This is a genomic window from Paenibacillus sp. CH40, assembly GCF_024213605.1.
Classification (GTDB): Bacteria; Bacillota; Bacilli; order Paenibacillales; family Paenibacillaceae; genus Paenibacillus; species Paenibacillus polymyxa_B.
In genome coordinates, this window is the sequence record NZ_JANAVQ010000003.1 from 299337 (window position 1) to 316554 (window position 17218).

A 17218-nucleotide genomic window follows, 5' to 3' on the forward strand; every position below is an offset into this window, starting at 1 on the left:
GGTTAGCATCTTGTTCAGTACGTTTTTTGTAAATACCTGTATCCTTGTCACCTTTTTGTACATAACCGGCCTTATATCACAAAGATATAAAATCCGGCTGCACACCTTGAAGCGTAAGATACATTGGATTGGAGGCGCCCTTTTTGGGTGCTACGGCATTGTTATGATGTACTATTCAATTCCAGTAGGATTTAATACGATTGCCGATCTTCGTCATTTGGCCATCGTAGCTACCGCAACGTATATCGGCGCCCCAGCAGCACTCATGGCTACCCTGTTTATATGTGTAGGTAGATTATTACTGTTTGGTATTAACACTCAAGCCATCGTAGGCGCTATTTTTATGATGCTCGCTGGGCTGGGGTGTGCTTTATTGTCACATCTGTCCTGGTCACGTTTACCCAAGCTGATTATGATGAACGTTTTTGCTTTGGGCATTATATTCTGTCCTCTTATGATTAATTTGAAAAATCTTGATGATGTTCTGCACGTGTATCCGCTCCAATTCTTCATTTCCATGGTCGGCGGATGTCTTCTGTACCTCATTGCTGAATCTATCAACACATCCAATGAGCTGTTACTTCGACTGGAGCATACCTCCTACACAGACCATCTCACTAATTTAAGCAACAGAAGACAGCTTGAGTTTTCATTGGAAGAGAAGCTCCCTCAAGCTCGCCAACGTCATGAGCACTTATCTGTACTGGTGTTGGATATTGATCACTTCAAGGAAGTCAACGATACCTACGGACATGCAGCAGGAGATGCAGTGCTGCGCCAACTTGGGCAGATTTTAATGGAAAAATGTCGTCCTAATGATGTAGTCACCCGCAGCGGGGGGGAAGAATTCACCGTGCTTTTGCCGAATTGTGCTTTTCGACAAGCGCTACGCATAGCTAATCAGATTCTTAGTGGAGTAAATCAGCACGAGTTTATTTTAGCGGACGATCTTGTTCTTAAAGTCACGGTGTCCATCGGCGTGACGACCTTTCCTGGTACCGGGGAAGATATGTCCGGAGCAGCCCTGCTGGAGCAGGCAGATAAAGCACTATACGAAGCTAAAAATGCAGGACGTAACCGGGTTTGCTCATATGAAATATAATTTGAGACATGACCATTTCATAGAAATAGCCGATACAACCCTCTCTTGAGAGTCGTATCGGCTATTATCATTTTGAATCTTCATTATGATTGCATTTCCCTACCACGAGTGATGTACGATTGGCAAGTGAAGCCAGCGTATGGGACCCCCATACTTCTAGCATACGTTGTTCGCTCTCGGCTAAAATTTCGGATACGGCTATCGCCAACTCCTCACAAAAAGGATTGGTTTCCGGTTCATGCATCATACCCGGGAAAATTGGATCACATATTTCAATGGCGTGGTATATATCGGCAAGTGTAATATGGTCGGCCGAACGGGTAAGCACATAGCCTCCCTCACGACCTTCGCGTGCTGCAATCAAATCTGCCTGTACAAGTCGTGTCAGCACCCTGCGCACCAAAGTGACTTCGCAGTCAATGGAACGGGCAATAGAACCGCTGGCACAGAGTTCTCCGTGCTTTTCCAAATAGACAAGCGCCTTTACCGCCACCCCAAGCCATTTGGGCGTTGCGGTGCGTAGTCGTTTTTCACTATTCAAATGAGATGACACCCCTAAGCTGTAGAAACTTCGTTGAATGCATTGTACGTGATGTCAGAAGTAAGTTCAAGCCTGAAAGCCGGAATCCTCTGTAGCATTAGCGCCCAAAGTAAAATGAGCTAGCCGCACTTCCCCGCTCAACAACAGGTATACATCACGTGTGCCAGAGACTGAATGTACCGCTTCCGCGAGCGTAGTCCATGCTTGCGCCCCTCCTGTATTGCCCACGTTCACACGTGCCACAGCTTCGCTGTCCGGCGCATCCAAACGCAGCTCAATTGTGGCATCGCTGCTGTTGCCTGACACGCGGCACTGAAGCTCGACCACACTCACCGTATCCATGTCTACGCCATGAAAGACAATCCAACCGGAACGTTGAGGTGTGCGCGGACGTACACAGGCCTCCCTTTGCTCCTTGCTTTCATCCAGTGCGATGTCGGAGCAATCATCAAAGTTTTCAGCGCGGATACTTCGTCCGGCTTGGCGTGGCGGAATAACTTCGCCACGAACGTACACAGGGTGCTCCAACCGGATATCCGCTGAGGAAGCGCCTGCCAGCAGTGTATATTCCCCCGTTTCAACGCAATAGCAATCCCGTGTAACATCCCAAATTGCCCAATCCTTCATCCGAATCGTAAAGGAAACCGTTCGCGTCTCACCTGCCTCTAAGCGAATACGTTGAAAACCGCACAATGTCTTCAGTGGTCGCTTTACTCGTGAGGCACCGGGCCGTACATAGAGTTGTACAACCTCTTCACCAGCAGCTACGCCCCGATTCGTCACCTCTACCCACACCTGGAGCGTATCCACGGCATCCAGTGCAGCAATAGACTTTAGGCTATCCTTTGGGGCATCCGTACGCAGGTCATTATATTCAAAAGGCGAATACGTCAATCCATGACCAAACGGATATAAAGGTTCACCTTCAAAATATTGATAGGTACGACCGCCGCGAATAATATCGTAATCTTTAATGTCGCCTAATTGATCCTCGCTCTGAACCCAAGTCATGTTCAAACGCCCCGCTGGCGCGTAGTCTCCAAATAACACATCCGCTATTGCTGTACCATGCTCTTGTCCCGCATGAGACGTGTATACGATCGCTGGAATATGCTCCTGAACCCAAGGGATGGCAAATGGATAGCTGCCCGTCAGAACCACAATCGTATTCGGATTGACGCGATACACTTCCTCGATAAGCCGTTGCTGGGAAGCTGGCAGTTCCAAGCCTGGACGGTCATTCTCTTCCTTTCCATTGATGAGCGGGTGATTTCCAACAAATACAATTGCTGTATCTGCCGCTTGCGCAGCGGCTATCGCTTCCGCTAAACCATCTGACACCGTCTCTACCTGGAATGTTGTATGGCTCTGTCCTGAAAATGTCGAGGCTGTCGAGACGTTACTCCCTACAGCGTTAGGTGCGGAGCTTTCAGCTACTTTTAATGAGCCCTCCGTTCCCGCAATCACTGGTTTGCCATTCCATGTTGTCCACAGATGCTCTCCTTGTTCAACAGGAGTCAGCCCAAAGACCTCTTTGACATACCAGCCATACGCTTCATCAGCTGTCACACGGAGCGTCTCCTCATCACTCGTCACGTAAGTACCCAGATGCTCATCATGTAACGTCACACTGCCATAGCCCCAATCCGTCATGGTCAATACCGTGGGCTCTCCATCCTGGGACAGGCGCATCTCACCAGAAGAATCGACTGTGAGCTTCGCTCCGTCATTCGCCGCCGTCAAGGTCACGCGATTCTTGGCATCACGGTACACGACGCGTTCCCTTGCATCATCGCCTTCCAGTTTGGCACGAATCGCCTCCAGCGGTGTAACCCGGTAGGGCAGCGTACCGGAATACCAGTCGCGGTACACCTCATTGCCATGCGTACCAATGACCGCTACTTTGCCGCACCGGGCAGGGTTCAAAGGCAAGAGTTCATGCTCATTTTTAAGCAATACGATCTGCTCCCTCGCCGCACGCAACGACAATTCACAGGCTTGCTCTGTCAGGAGAGCTTCCTCTCCGATTGAGGCATAAGGATTGTCTGCCGCCGGATCAAATTCCCCCAAACGAAAACGGACACGGAACGTATGGAACAATGCCCGATCCAAGTCTTCTTCTTGTAGCGTTCCTTGTGCCAAGGCTTCACGAATCGCCTGTTTGGAGAGCTCTGCATCATCTGTAATGCTGTCAATTCCCGCCCGAATAGATTCGGCCACACCTGGCGTGTGGGAATCGTAATACTGATGATCGTTGACAATCCCCATGACATCACCCGCATCACTTACGACAAAGCCGTCCATCCCCCATTCGTCCCTGACAATATCGTTAACCCCATGATATAACGTAGCAGGTGTTCCATTAATCAGGTTGTAAGAAGTCATCATCGACTGGGCACCGCCTTCCGTAAAAGGCTTCTCAAAGGCTCTTAGGTAATATTCTCGCAGGTTTCGTGGATCTATACTGGAGGAGCCACTTCCCCGATCCACTTCATTATTGTTACCCAGAAAATGTTTTAAAGTGGCAACCGCTTTCAAATATACCGGATGATCCCCCTGTATCCCCTTGACTAACTCCTTTGACAGCTCTCCCGTCAAATATGGATCTTCGCCGTAAGCTTCCTCATTGCGTCCCCACCTCGGGTCACGCTCCATATCCACTGTAGGTGCCCACAGGGTCAGACCGTTTAATTTGGGATCACGACGATAGTACACACGCGCCTCATCTGCGATAACAGAGCCGATGAGGCGCATTAATTCCGTATCCCAAGTACATGCCAATCCTACAGGCTGAGGAAATGAAGTCGCCTCACCCAACCACGCTATCCCGTGTGCCGCTTCCGTACCGTGCTTATAAGCTGCGACTCCCAATCGGTCAATGGCCGGCTGGTATTGCAACATGGATTCAACCTTTTCCTCCAAGGTTAGTCGCGACACAAGATCCCGTACACGCTCATCCAGATGAATCTTCGGATCTTGAAATAAATATTCGATACCCGTTGTTTCATGACTCATATCCGTCATCTCCCTAGCTTAATTAAGATGATAAAAAGTTCATTCATGAAAGCGTTTTAATATATCATAGCTAAAAAGGGGTACCCCGGCAACAATACCGAAAACATCCTATACTGGTTGAAAGAGAGACCGCAGCATAAAGACAAAAAAAGTTGTATTTTACCTTCAATATACAAAGCTAAAAATAATATTTTTTGGTATAATCAGGATATATCACTAAAGGAGGAAGCGCTAATGAAAAATACCGGAATGACAAGGCCTCTCGATCAATTGGGGCGGATTGTACTCCCTAAGGAAATGCGCACCACAATGGATATCAATATCGGTGATTCACTTGAATTTTTCGTAGATGAAGAAGGGTTTGTACTAAGAAAATATACCGGTGTCTCCTGCAAATTTTGCGGCGCGGTGGATCATTTAACTTATTTTCGCGACAGCTTTATTTGCGCAGAGTGCATCCAGGTATTAAAGACCGATGAAAATGTGCATGCCACAAGCACCGATGCTATCCAGGCTCAAGAAGATTCTAAGCCGACCCGAACCAACACAACCTGGCAACCCAAGCAATCTAGAGTGCAGCAAGGTGAAATGGTAAAAAAGCTACGCAAGCTGATTCAGGAACACCCGAACCTGCCACAAAAAGTATATGCCGAAATGCTAGATATTTCCCAAGGCCGGGTGTCCCAGTTGAAAAAGCTACTCTAAACCTTCTCAAAACAATATCCCAAGATCATATACTATGTACTCGCAAGCCTATCATTTTCATCGCAACTACGATGGCCAGATATAGAGTAAGGTGCATATCCGTGGATGTGTCCCTTACTCTGTATCTGGCTTTTTTATGCTGCCCGCTCCTACCAATGTGACAATAGTCACATACTCTCAATGTATACGTATATACAATATATAGATCGAAACAATTGGTTAACACAAGATATCATCAATATGTTGTTTTTGTGAAAAATATATATATTTTACTATATGGAGGGTTTTACGATGAAGGTGCTGGAGGAACATCAATTATACGACATCGGCGAGCGGGTCATTGGGGCACAAGATCTGGACATGCTGCGGGAGAATGCAAATTTGAATGGGGAATCGTTCAGCGGCAAAATGAGCAAGCTTGGGTCTGAGTATGCCAAATGGTATGCGCGCCTGCGGGTACTTCCGCCTGAACTGACGAACGCGATTGACCACGGGTATGTATATGTTCACGATTTGGACCAATATGCACTCGGAACTACAAATTGTATCTTTATCCCTTTTGGTCGTTTACTGCGAGACGGCTTCAATACAGGCAACGGCTCTGTGCGCACACCGCAAACGATTATGTCTGCTATGGCACTAGTCGCCATCATATTCCAGTCTCAGCAAAACAGCCAATTCGGAGGTGTCTCTGCCAATAAAATCGATTGGGACCTTGCCCCATACGTTGCCCGGTCCTTCCGCAAGCATCTGCGCAAGGGACTCCGGTTGTTCGAGGAAGAGATAGAATCCAGTCTGTCTGACGACGAACTACATATGGCCAATCCCCATTTGCAAGAAGTCTGCCCTCGTTCCTACGCATTCGCACGCGAAGAAACGGAGACGGAAACCCGGCAGGCTGCTGAATCGCTCATTCATAACCTGAACACCATGAGCAGTCGAGCGGGGGGACAGATTCCATTCACTTCACTGAATTACGGAATGTGCACGTCTGCTGAGGGACGACTTGTTACTCAATCGCTGCTGGAGGCCACTATTCGCGGCTTGGGCAGCGGGGAAACTCCTATTTTTCCACAACATATTTTCCAATGTAAAGAGGGAATCAACCAGGCAGAAGGCGACATCAATTATGATTTGTTCTTACGGGCGGTAGAATGCTCTAGCAGACGGATGTATCCCAATTTTGTGAATGTGGATGCCACCTTCAACTTGCCTTTTTACCGTGCTGATGATCCAGACACCATTATAGCGACAATGGGTTGCCGTACCCGCACCATTTCTGACCGTTTCGGTAGAAACCGGCAGAGTGGCAAGGGGAATCTCTCCTTCAATACCATTAATCTGGTGCGGCTTGGCATTGAGTATGGTATTTGCACAGGCAAACGCCTGACACCTGACCGTGATCGCTTTGATGCGAGACTAGAAGAAGTTATGCGCATTGCGGTAGATGGCCTAATTCATCGCTATCAAATCCAGACCAGCCAACCGGCCAAAGCCTCGGACTTTATGATGCGCGAAGGGGTATGGGAAGGTGGAGAACAACTGGCACCAGATGACAAGGTGGGAGGCGTACTAAAACACGGTACGCTTTCGATCGGGTTCATCGGGCTGGCTGAGTGCATGAAGGCACTATATGGGAAACACCACGGGGAGGATGATTTTGTATACCGAGAGGCACAGCGAATCATCACTTCCATGCGCGTGTATTGCGATCGAATGAGTGAATATCACAATTTAAATATTACATTGTTCGCTACGCCTGCCGAAGGTCTGTCGGGCAAGTTCACATTGCTGGATCAACGTGATTTCGGGATTATTCCTGAGGTAAATGATCGAGAATATTACACGAATTCTTTTCATATTCCCGTGTATTACACGCTCCCGGCTGCTCGTAAAATCAGCTTGGAAGCTCCGTTCCATAACCTATGCAACGCTGGTGCGATTTCATACATTGAGCTGGACGGTAATGCGCGGAATAACCCGGATGCGTTTCTTAAAATTGTTCAGTACGCGCTGCATCAGAACATCGGCTATTTCTCCATCAACCATCCGGTGGATCGTTGTACGGAATGTGGTTATGAAGGGATTATCGGGACAAGCTGCCCCCAATGCGGCACAGATGAGGAGCACACACACTTTCAGCGCTTACGTCGGGTAACCGGATATCTGACAGGAGATTATACCGTTCGCTTTAATGCCGCAAAACAGGCAGAAGTTCGAGACCGGGTGAAACATAAGTGAATTTGTGTGGCTACATTCCGGAATCTCTGAACGAAGGATACGGCCTGCGCACCGTTGTGTTCATTAGCGGTTGCCGTCATGCCTGTCCTGGATGCTTTAATCCAGAGTCATGGAGCTTCCGTGCAGGCGAGCCATTCACCCCCCAACGACAACAGGAGGTCATTCGTGACATCATGGAAAATCCGTTGTTGGACGGACTGACTCTCTGCGGGGGAGACCCGTTTTTCTCAGCAGCAGAATGCTCGCAATTTGTGCGTGACTTCCGCGAAGCCTGTCCCGACCGAACCGTGTGGGCTTACACTGGCTTTGTCTATGAAGATCTACTCACAGATCCGGAGCGACAGGAACTGGCGCTTTTGTGCGATGTGATTGTGGACGGTCGTTTTGTAGAACAGCAAAAGGACCTGACCCTTCCCTTCCGGGGCAGTCGCAACCAGCGTCTGGTAGATGTGAAAGCCAGTATTCAGGCAGGTTATGCCGTTTCATTGACATAAGGCGATGCTTACCCAGCAAGCAAGATGCTATATCTAATCTAAGACAAGCCCCCATCATGGGTAAGGCTTGTCTTTTTTCATATGGCTAACAGATTCCATTGGAGTTTCTATTGCGCATCCTGTAAGTTTCACTTATGATGGTGAACAAGTATACGAGTGCATAATTATTCGTCATACCTTAACCGCATAGCTTGGAGATAGGTGTCTGTTCTATTCAGATCAGGCTTAAAAGGGAAGCCGGTGCAAATCCGGCACGGTCCCGCCACTGTAAACGGGGAACTTTCAGCTGTTCATATATCCACTGGTCCACAGACCGGGAAGGAATGCTGAGCGTCATGATCCGTAAGTCAGGAGACCTGCCTATTTTAACAACATCGCAAGTACCTACGGAAGATAGGGAGGTGTTAAGAGCAGTCGCCGTATTTTTGATTTTTTAATCACGGAGGCATTCTTTCCCTTACTTATTTTTAACCTTGGGGGAAGAATGCCTTTTTTGGTACGTAAAAGTAAAACAGCTACCCGCTAGGAGGAAAAGTACATGTCCATTATTGAATGGCCTGAATTGTCCGGCTTAATTAGCAGTAATCTGGGATATCCGCGTATCGGCGAAAATCGGGAATGGAAGAAAGCACTGGAACGCTTCTGGAACGGCAGCATTAACGAAAGCGAACTGCAGACGGAGATGAAAAGATTACGGTTGGAGCATCTGAGCAAGCAGCGGGACAAGGGGATTGATCGCATTCCTGTCGGAGACTTCTCCTATTACGATCACATGCTGGATACATCTGTGATGTTCGGTCTGGTTCCCGAACGGTTCAACTATCGTCCCGCGGGTCCGGTTCCTCTATCCGTGTATTTCGGGATCGCTCGTGGACAGAAGGGAGCAACCGCCAGTGAAATGACCAAATGGATGAATACCAATTATCACTACATCGTTCCTGAATTGGCGAATGCAGTTCCGGTGTTCACTGAAAATAAACCTTTACAGGCTTATCGTGAAGCAAAACAAGAACTAGGTATTGATGGGAAACCGGTCCTCATCGGCCCCTATTCATTCGTTACCCTTTCCAAAGGCTATGATCGTAAGGAGCTTGCCTCTATTATAAGAACCTTCCTGCCTTTATACACCCGTGTCCTGTCTGAACTAGCAGCAGAAGGTGTTCAGTGGGTCCAAATCGATGAACCTGTCCTGACCACCTCATTCCCAGTAGAGGATCTGGACATTATCCAGGAAGTCTATGAAGCTTTGAACCAAGCTGCGCCCTCCTTAAATATAATGCTGCAAACCTACTTTGGCAGCCTAGATCATTATGAGCGTCTGTCCGTACTTCCAGTACAGGGGCTGGGTCTTGATTTTGTGTATGATGATGGCGAAAATCTTCAGCATATATTGCAGCATGGCTTTCCTAAAGGAAAAACGCTGGGCGCTGGTGTCATTGACGGACGCAATATATGGCGCAGCGACCTGAACGCTGTAGCTGCTCTGCTGGGTCAGTTAGCAGAACAGACCACTGCCGAGCAGCTTATCGTACAGCCATCATGCAGTCTGCTGCATGTGCCAGTCAGCCTGGAGGCAGAGCACAAGCTGGACAAGGAGCTGGTGCAAGCGCTGGCCTTTGCTGATGAAAAGCTAGAGGAAATCGCCATCCTGACGGCTGCACTTGGCAAACACGATCCATCCGCACTCACCAAGCTTGGACAAAGTACAGATGCGGTAGCCCGTTTCAACAGTTCAGCGGCACGCGTACAGACAGCTGCCGATCTGGCCGACCTGTTGGCCAAAGAGCCTCTGTCACGCAGCGTTCCTTTCGCCGAGCGTCGTGAGATTCAGCAAAATAAGCTAAAGTTGCCTCCACTGCCTACGACGACCATTGGTAGCTTCCCGCAAACCGCCGAGATCCGCAAGGCCCGCCTGCACTATCGCAAAGGAGAATGGTCTGCCGAGCAATACCGAACGTTCATCCAACAGCAAATCAAGGAATGGATTGATATCCAAGAGGACATTGGCATTGACGTGCTTGTACATGGAGAATTTGAGCGGACCGACATGGTTGAATTTTTTGGCGAAAAGCTGAACGGCTTTGCTTTTACGCAAAACGGATGGGTGCAGTCCTACGGCTCCCGCTGTGTCAAACCGCCGATTATATACGGAGACGTTTCCTTCGATCAGCCCATGACCGTGGAAGAAACGGCATTCGCCCAATCGTTAACTTCCAAGCCTGTTAAGGGAATGCTTACGGGTCCTGTGACCATTTTGAACTGGTCTTTCGAACGTAATGATATTCCACGCAGTCAAGTTGCTTTACAGTTGGCTCTGGCACTACGGGCAGAGGTAGAGGCACTGGAACAAGCGGGCATCGGCATGATTCAGGTCGATGAGCCTGCAATTCGTGAAGGGCTTCCGCTGAAAAAAGAACAGCAGCAAGCCTATCTGGATTGGGCGGTTCAAGCCTTCCTTGTGACCACGGCCACCGTTGAGCCAGCGACCCAAATCCATACGCATATGTGCTATTCCGAATTTCAGCATATGATTCAGTCCATCTCCGATATGGATGCCGACGTTATATCTATTGAAACCTCGCGAAGCCACGGAGAACTGATTGTCAGCTTTGAAGATCAGGTATACGACAAAGGCATCGGTCTGGGCGTGTACGATATCCACAGCCCGTGCATCCCCGATGTATCTGAAATGCTAAGCATGATCCAGCGTGCCCTGCGCGTACTGCCATCAGATTTGTTCTGGGTTAATCCGGATTGTGGTCTGAAAACCCGTACCAAAGAGGAATCTGTCGCCGCCTTGCGACAAATGGTACAAGCGGCTCAAGCAGCCCGGGCTGCATTGGCTGTATCCAACTAATTTTTTTATCGTATCCAATCGCGCCATCATTTTCGCCTTATCCTATTCCCCTTTCCGGCCCTTATTGCTAAAAGCTAGGAAGGGGGATTTATTCTAGATCATATAATGTATATACGCCTTGAATATGCTCCATTTTCATCTGCTTCATATGTACGCCTAAGCCATGTTCTCGATCCCAGGAGCAACTAAAATTCAAATACAGTTCATCCTTTGCCGATGAGTCGGAAATCAGTATAGACATAAGCTGTATTCGATCCAACAATTGTTCCGGCCGCTCCACATAAGGCGCATATTCATCTGGGTCCTCTCCCCATGTACTGTAAGCATTCCGGTACTTTTCCACTATGCCAGCATAATGATGGTGTATGGACTCCAACACTTGAGGATGAATAGTTGACGAATATTCCATATACTGCTCCCATGTCTTTTTTTGCAACTGTGTAGGTTCTTCTATAGTCTGTGCCTGTTCTTCGGAGTCGGCTCCCATGATAAATTCGACTTCTACTTCCGAGGGCTGCCCGCAAAAATCAACATGTACTACACCACGCAGAACAATCTCCTCAGATACATCCCAAGACTCATCATCGTGTTCCAGTTCCATATACCAGTGTTTCCAATTCACCCTTTACCACCTCTTCATAAAAAGTAATCTTTAAACCTATTGAATACTTTACAATCTATCATTTTAATGAATGAAATTAAAGCGGCATCCTATTTGGGCTTCCAGCCAGATTTCGAGGAATTTCCAAATGAAACTACTTTTTTCTACAACATTCGCTATTCAATAAAGCCTTCAAGAAAGAAAATCTGCCCATTTCGGCACAAATATTTTATTATTAAAAATTTAGTACCTTGCATTAATCAGTACATGATGTTAAATTATACCTGACTACTGTTCTATAATTAGTACCCGTGACAAATTATGCACAAACACACGTTTCTTCCCCTTATTCCGAACGACACCTATGAATCATTGATAACATCCAGGAAGGGAGCACCGCTCGTGAATGTGAACATCCAATTCAAAAAAGGGGTACTGGAACTGTGCGTTCTAGTTCTAATTGGACGCAGAGACCGTTATGGCTACGAGTTGGCTCAAGCCGTCTCCCGTCATATTGAAGTAGCTGAGGGTGCCCTATATCCACTGCTTCGCCGTCTGGTATCAGAAGGATACTGCACAACGTATTTACAGGAATCGACCGAGGGACCTCCCCGTAAATATTATCGGCTGACTGATACTGGAAGCCATTATACAAAAATACTTACGCGGGAATGGAATGATTTTGTCCATCATGTCGCAAGCCTACTGGAGGAAGGAAATTCCGATGAATAGAAAACAGTTTCTTACAGAGGTGGAGCAGCGTCTTTCTCCTCTCCCTGCAGAGGTACGCAATGAGCTGCTTAGTGATTTGAGCCAGCATTTTGACTACGGGTTGGTCAATGGAAAAAGCGAAAGTGAGATTGCCAATGAGCTGGGTAACCCAGAGGATATTGCCCGAGAAGCGTTGGATGATCCCAATGCAGCTTGGAACGCTTCTCCTCCGCTTCGCCAGGGAAGCTTCGCACGCAATCTTTTTACTTTCTTAGGACTGCTGTTTCTCAACTTGCTGATCTCCATCCCGATTATGGCTACCCTATGGGTAGTATGGGTTTCATTGACCGTGGTAGCGGTCAGCTTCATTGCAGCCCCCCTTCTCGCCGTTACTGATTATGCGCTGAACAGCACCTTTTACCCGGCCAAATTCTTTTTCTCTATCACGATGACGGGTATAGGTCTATTGCTGCTGCCTGGAGTACGTTATCTCTTACTCCTTATGGTCAAAGGCACAGTACGATACTGGAAATGGAATCAGACTACCCTGAGGGGAGCTTACTAACAACATGAATAAAAAGTGGTTTATTGCAGCAGGTCTGTGCATTGTGATCGGTGTAGCCGGAATGGTGGCTTACGGTGCCCCATGGAGTCAACAAGTCATGAAGGAAACAACTGCGATTAACAAAAAATGGACGTTCACACGTGGTCAGCTACAGAAGCTGAAAGTGGACAGTTCTGATGATGTCTCTATTTTGTTTACTCCCGGCTCTGGCGACCAAGGTACGATACGCATTAGTGGAGAAGTTCAGACAAAGGTAGCCGACCAAATTCATAATGCCCGAATTGAGAACGGTAAGCTTACGATTCACTCGGAGCCGGCCGCTTCCTTGTCATTTCTTTCGATCACCCCTGATTTAGATCAAACGATTACCGTAGAGATGCCCTCCGGCGAAACACTAACTGACCTACAGGTAGATGCACATTCAGGGAATGTAAAACTTCAAGATGCCTCCGTGCAGAATACTTCCATCACCGCTACTTCAGGCACTGCCGAGATTACAAACCTCCAAAGTACCCACCTGATCGCAAATTTAACATCCGGCAATTTTACAGCCAGTCAGCTTGCAGCAGATCTGGAGTTGAAGCTTACTTCAGGCGATGTTACCATCCGCGAATATAGCGGTAATGGCCTTATTTCCCTAACCTCAGGGGAGACAAATATTACGCAACGTGCCGTAGCCAACTTGGAAGTGAATGCTGATTCTGGTGACGTGAAGATTAAACAAGCTCCCGATTTTAAAGGTGTGTATAATGTCCACTCTGACTCTGGGAGTATAGATACTCCCGAGTCTGTTCCCGGTAGTGTGAACGTGATAAAGGTAGAAACCACCTCAGGGGATATTAATATTTCCAAATAGGAGACCTCTAGATGAATACCTCATCAGAGGCGAAGTTTGGTTCAATGAGTTTAACCTTGTATAATGTAACCATGTGCTCACATGCACAACCACGTTATGGAGTGAAAAGGAGGAGACTGGATGGAACTTAAGAATAAAACAGCCATTATTACAGGAGCCAGCAAAGGAATCGGTAAAGCAATTGCCGAAACTTTAGCCAAGGAAGGCGTTAACCTGGGATTAATCTCACGAACATTGACTGACCTGCAAAAGCTGCAGGATTCGCTGGGGAGTACATACGGTGTGAAAGTGATGAGTGCTGTTGCAGATATATCGGATCGTGCACAGGCCGCTGCCGCTGTAGCTTCACTGGAACACGAGTTGGGCGCTGTCGATATTTTGATCAACAATGCAGGCATTGCTACCTTTGGCACAGTCGCAGATATGGACCCCGAAGAGTGGGAACGTATTATTCGCGTAAACCTTATGGGAACCTATTATGTTACACATGCTGCTCTTCCAAGCATGCTGGCACAAAAGAGCGGAAACATTATTAATATCTCTTCGACGGCAGGAGAACGAGGTTTTGCAACAGGCTCGGCATATTGCGCATCCAAATTTGCTTTGATGGGCTTCACGGAAGCACTGATGCAGGAAGTTCGCAAATCCAATATTCGCGTCACCGCGCTGACTCCAAGTACTGTCAATACAGAACTGGCGGCAAACGCAGGATTGCCTATTGGTGATGAGGATCGCATGCTTCAACCGCAGGATTTGGCCGATCTGACATTAGCCGCATTGAAACTGCCTCCACGGGTTCAATTAAAAGTAGCCGGTATTTGGACAACCAACCCACAGTAATTCGACATGACATCTTAGATTCATTGGCTGTACCATGCTCCGGCAGACGTAATTGTTCGTCATGCCGGAGCTTTTTTTTCAGCATAGCTATACCAAAACAAACTGTAATATAAGCGCTTTGTACTTCCAGCATATATACATACAATTCCTACAACTATAAGCGCATTTCAGGAAAGGGGAAAAATGATGAAGAACACAGGAATGACACGGCCATTAGACCATTTGGGCCGCATTGTGCTGCCCAAGGAGCTGCGCAATTCTATGAATATTAATATTGGAGATGCCCTCGATTTTTTTATTACCCCAGAGGGACTGATGATTCGCAAGTATACGGGGGTTTCTTGCTATTTTTGTGGTGCCGTAGATCATTTGAGCTATTTTAGGGATCATCTGATATGTAAAAGTTGTATTGAAAATCTGAAGAGCGATAATCCTTCCAGTCATTTGAGTGAATCCCGTCCTGTCCAGCCCAAGAAAAGAAGGAGTTACAGAAATCAGAATGATCTCCTGAATAAACTAAAACAGCTCATGCAGGAGCATCCTAATGTATCTCAAAAAGAATTAGCCGAAATGCTCGAACTATCCCAAGGACGCGTGTCGCAGCTTAAAAAGCTACTTCTTTAAATCATCCGACCCGATCTCGTCTGTTCTAATCAACAAAAAAAGAGCCTGACGGCTCTTGGATCATCATCGTTACGCAATGTCGGACTGCTCTATAACCGGGACCCGATAGGCCAGCAAGGACTCGTCTATTACGGCAGAAATAAACGTTGCTTCTATTTCAGGCACCAGTCTAAGCGCATAATTCCATGCGTTTTCTTCAATTTGCAGCGCAAGTCGTTGCCGGGTCCCTATCCCGTTCTCTTGCTCCAACGCATCGGAGAGGTCCACTAATTCCGTATCGGCGGCGTGCCCGATCTCATGTGCAAGCACAACCGTAAAATACTCCTCAACTCGATCAACGCTGCCGAACATCTGTACACACTGTGTTTCAATAACATCCGTATACATGGTAATGGCGTGAGCATTCATGGCATACTTGCCCCCAATCAGCCTTCCACCAGGAAAACGTTTCTCCAGCTTGACTGTCACACCTATAGCAGCCCGTTCCAACAGCTCAGCGACAATGCGCTCTGCCTGATTTCTTTCCAACTTAGCTTCGCTCCTCAAACCAGGATATATAAAGTTATATTTACTTTAAACTTATGAAATCATGGATGTGTTCATACCATATACAGTACGATATTATACCTTTTTACAAAGGAGAATACCATGTCAGAAGATTATTATATAGGTTGGGGAACGCTTGCCCTGATTAATGCCGGCTTGGCACAGTCCAAAAATCGGAGCGGGCTAAATTGGTTTCTGCTCTCCCTATTAATAGGGCCACTGGCTACCCTTTTTATCGTTGCATGGGATAAGCTGGAGTCCTAATCCAGCCATTAGGTCATTCCCATCGTTATCCGGAATGAAAAGGGCAGCCTTGGCGCTTCTGCTGAAGCACTGTGTCTGTTGCTGTACTAGTAGCCTGTCTCGACGTATACGGCTTCTCTTGAACTCCGAAATTCGGCTTCACAAGCCGATTATCATAGGAGCTATGAAAAATATGCGTTGTCGCCGGGGATAGCGGGGGGATCAGCCATGTCCAATTGCCTGTCAGTGCGCGCCCAGCCTTGGCTTCTCGTTCCTCAAACAGCTGAAATTGTGCCGCTGCGGTATGGTGGTCGACAATGCTGACTCCCGCTTTTTTAAAAGAATGCAGCACAGCAATATTCAATTCCACCAGCGCCCGATCACGCCAAAGCGTTGTTTCACTCGTCGTATCCAGCCCCATCAGCTTAGCCACCTGTGGCAACATATTATAGCGGAAGGTATCCGCAAAATTACGGGCGCCGATTTCTGTTCCCATATACCAGCCGTTAAAGGGAGCCGCTGTATAGATGATACCGCCAATCTCCAGCGTCATGTCCGAAATCATAGGCACGGCATACCAACGTAATCCCAAGGAAGCGAAACCCGAAAGTTCTGGATGCTCAATGGCTACCTCCATCACCAAATGTTCAGGAATATCAAATAGCTCTGGAGACCGTCCGCCTGCTTCCACAACCAGTGGCAATATATCAAAAGGAGTCATCGCCCCTTGCCAGCCCATGTCTCTACAAGCTTGGGTAAAATCCACCGAGGCCGGGTCTCCTATGATCCCTTGATCGGTTTCATATCCAGCGTAACGAATGAGTTGATGGTTCCAGATGCGGATATTCGGCTGCCCCGGCTTGGAGGCACGAAATACAGTAAGCGTTGGCTTAATTTTACCGCCATTCGTTCCTATGCGTATATGCTCCAGTAGCTCGCTGGCCACCTCCGTCGCATCTGATGCGCCCCGCGCATCCCTGACCAAAAGCTTGTCCCAAAATAAGCGCCCGATGCAACGATTGCTATTGCGCCAAGCCATGAGCGCTCCGTGCTCCAGCTCTTCGTAAGTATGATCATACGTGCCCGTAGCCTCTATGTCGTAACGAATATTAAGAAGCCGGGCTTCCGCTTCATCGCGGCTTCGGCCCAGCTCCTCATAACATGTATATATAAACTGCTCCGCTTCATGCAAAAGCTGTTGTTTTACTTCCATAACATACACCCCATCCCGGCAGCTCCATGACTCTAGAGCCCGTGGTCTTCCACGCCTTCTCGTC

Annotated in this window: 16 protein-coding genes and 1 riboswitch; of the genes, 11 read left to right on the plus strand and 5 right to left on the minus strand. The window is 47.7% G+C overall.

The features are described from left to right. Nucleotides 1–10: 10 nt before the first annotated feature. The gene (locus tag NLX73_RS11350) at nt 11–1102 is read left to right on the plus strand and encodes a diguanylate cyclase (RefSeq protein ID WP_367997099.1); all 1092 of its coding nucleotides are present in this window, start codon (nt 11–13) and stop codon (nt 1100–1102) included. Between the two features lie 67 nt (nt 1103–1169). On the opposite strand, the gene NLX73_RS11355 is transcribed toward NLX73_RS11350, so the two are convergent. After that, complete coding sequence (locus tag NLX73_RS11355; protein WP_254326205.1) at nt 1170–1643, minus strand: Rrf2 family transcriptional regulator; 474 nt, start codon at nt 1641–1643, stop codon at nt 1170–1172. A 66-nt stretch (nt 1644–1709) separates the two neighbouring features. Further along, the gene (locus NLX73_RS11360) at nt 1710–4658 is read right to left on the minus strand and encodes a glycoside hydrolase family 3 protein (RefSeq protein ID WP_254326206.1); all 2949 of its coding nucleotides are present in this window, start codon (nt 4656–4658) and stop codon (nt 1710–1712) included. Nucleotides 4659–4892: 234 nt separating this feature from the next. On the opposite strand from NLX73_RS11360, the gene NLX73_RS11365 reads away from it, so the two are divergent. The 4 genes from NLX73_RS11365 to metE all read left to right on the plus strand — a co-directional run bounded on the left by NLX73_RS11365 (nt 4893) and on the right by metE (nt 10955). Beyond that, nucleotides 4893–5363, plus strand: a complete 471-nt coding sequence (locus tag NLX73_RS11365; RefSeq protein WP_023990816.1) for an AbrB/MazE/SpoVT family DNA-binding domain-containing protein — start codon at nt 4893–4895, stop codon at nt 5361–5363. Nucleotides 5364–5654: 291 nt separating this feature from the next. Then, nucleotides 5655–7604, plus strand: coding sequence for an anaerobic ribonucleoside triphosphate reductase (locus NLX73_RS11370; RefSeq protein ID WP_061830470.1), 1950 nt, complete (start codon nt 5655–5657; stop codon nt 7602–7604). Next, the gene (gene nrdG / locus NLX73_RS11375; protein ID WP_254326207.1) at nt 7601–8098 is read left to right on the plus strand and encodes an anaerobic ribonucleoside-triphosphate reductase activating protein; all 498 of its coding nucleotides are present in this window, start codon (nt 7601–7603) and stop codon (nt 8096–8098) included. Before NLX73_RS11370 ends, nrdG begins: the two co-directional genes overlap by 4 nt. Before the next feature lie 182 nt (nt 8099–8280). Continuing rightward, a riboswitch (cobalamin riboswitch) is annotated at nt 8281–8476 on the plus strand. A 160-nt stretch (nt 8477–8636) separates the two neighbouring features. After that, entirely contained in the window at nt 8637–10955 is a 2319-nt protein-coding gene (gene metE, locus NLX73_RS11380; RefSeq protein WP_254326208.1) for a 5-methyltetrahydropteroyltriglutamate--homocysteine S-methyltransferase, read from the plus strand. 88 nt (nt 10956–11043) lie between these two features. Here the strand turns inward: metE and NLX73_RS11385 are convergent, their stop codons facing one another. After that, nucleotides 11044–11577 (minus strand): DUF6985 domain-containing protein, encoded by a 534-nt coding sequence (locus NLX73_RS11385; protein WP_254326209.1) that lies wholly within the window; start codon nt 11575–11577, stop codon nt 11044–11046. A gap of 381 nt (nt 11578–11958) precedes the next feature. Between NLX73_RS11385 and NLX73_RS11390 the strand changes: the two genes are divergently transcribed. From NLX73_RS11390 to NLX73_RS11410, 5 genes are all read left to right on the plus strand, one after another. Further along, the gene (locus tag NLX73_RS11390) at nt 11959–12288 is read left to right on the plus strand and encodes a PadR family transcriptional regulator (protein WP_061830478.1); all 330 of its coding nucleotides are present in this window, start codon (nt 11959–11961) and stop codon (nt 12286–12288) included. Next, the gene (locus NLX73_RS11395) at nt 12281–12832 is read left to right on the plus strand and encodes a DUF1700 domain-containing protein (protein ID WP_250266875.1); all 552 of its coding nucleotides are present in this window, start codon (nt 12281–12283) and stop codon (nt 12830–12832) included. Before NLX73_RS11390 ends, NLX73_RS11395 begins: the two co-directional genes overlap by 8 nt. Nucleotides 12833–12836: 4 nt before the next feature. Beyond that, a complete protein-coding gene (locus NLX73_RS11400) occupies nt 12837–13688 on the plus strand; it encodes a DUF4097 family beta strand repeat-containing protein (protein ID WP_254326210.1) in 852 nt (283 codons plus the stop codon). Between the two features lie 120 nt (nt 13689–13808). Further along, nucleotides 13809–14528, plus strand: a complete 720-nt coding sequence (locus NLX73_RS11405) for a 3-ketoacyl-ACP reductase (protein ID WP_254326211.1) — start codon at nt 13809–13811, stop codon at nt 14526–14528. 186 nt (nt 14529–14714) lie between these two features. Further along, nucleotides 14715–15152 carry an AbrB/MazE/SpoVT family DNA-binding domain-containing protein gene (locus NLX73_RS11410; protein WP_013312449.1) on the plus strand — a complete coding sequence of 146 codons (438 nt, stop codon included), beginning with the start codon at nt 14715–14717 and terminating at the stop codon, nt 15150–15152. A 69-nt stretch (nt 15153–15221) separates the two neighbouring features. Here the strand turns inward: NLX73_RS11410 and NLX73_RS11415 are convergent, their stop codons facing one another. Continuing rightward, nucleotides 15222–15680 carry a hypothetical protein gene (locus NLX73_RS11415; RefSeq protein ID WP_061830488.1) on the minus strand — a complete coding sequence of 153 codons (459 nt, stop codon included), beginning with the start codon at nt 15678–15680 and terminating at the stop codon, nt 15222–15224. A gap of 120 nt (nt 15681–15800) precedes the next feature. On the opposite strand from NLX73_RS11415, the gene NLX73_RS11420 reads away from it, so the two are divergent. Then, entirely contained in the window at nt 15801–15962 is a 162-nt protein-coding gene (locus NLX73_RS11420) for a hypothetical protein (RefSeq protein WP_013312451.1), read from the plus strand. Between the two features lie 25 nt (nt 15963–15987). On the opposite strand, the gene NLX73_RS11425 is transcribed toward NLX73_RS11420, so the two are convergent. Further along, the gene (locus tag NLX73_RS11425; RefSeq protein ID WP_254326212.1) at nt 15988–17154 is read right to left on the minus strand and encodes a nitric oxide synthase oxygenase; all 1167 of its coding nucleotides are present in this window, start codon (nt 17152–17154) and stop codon (nt 15988–15990) included. Between the last annotated feature and the right edge of the window lie 64 nt (nt 17155–17218).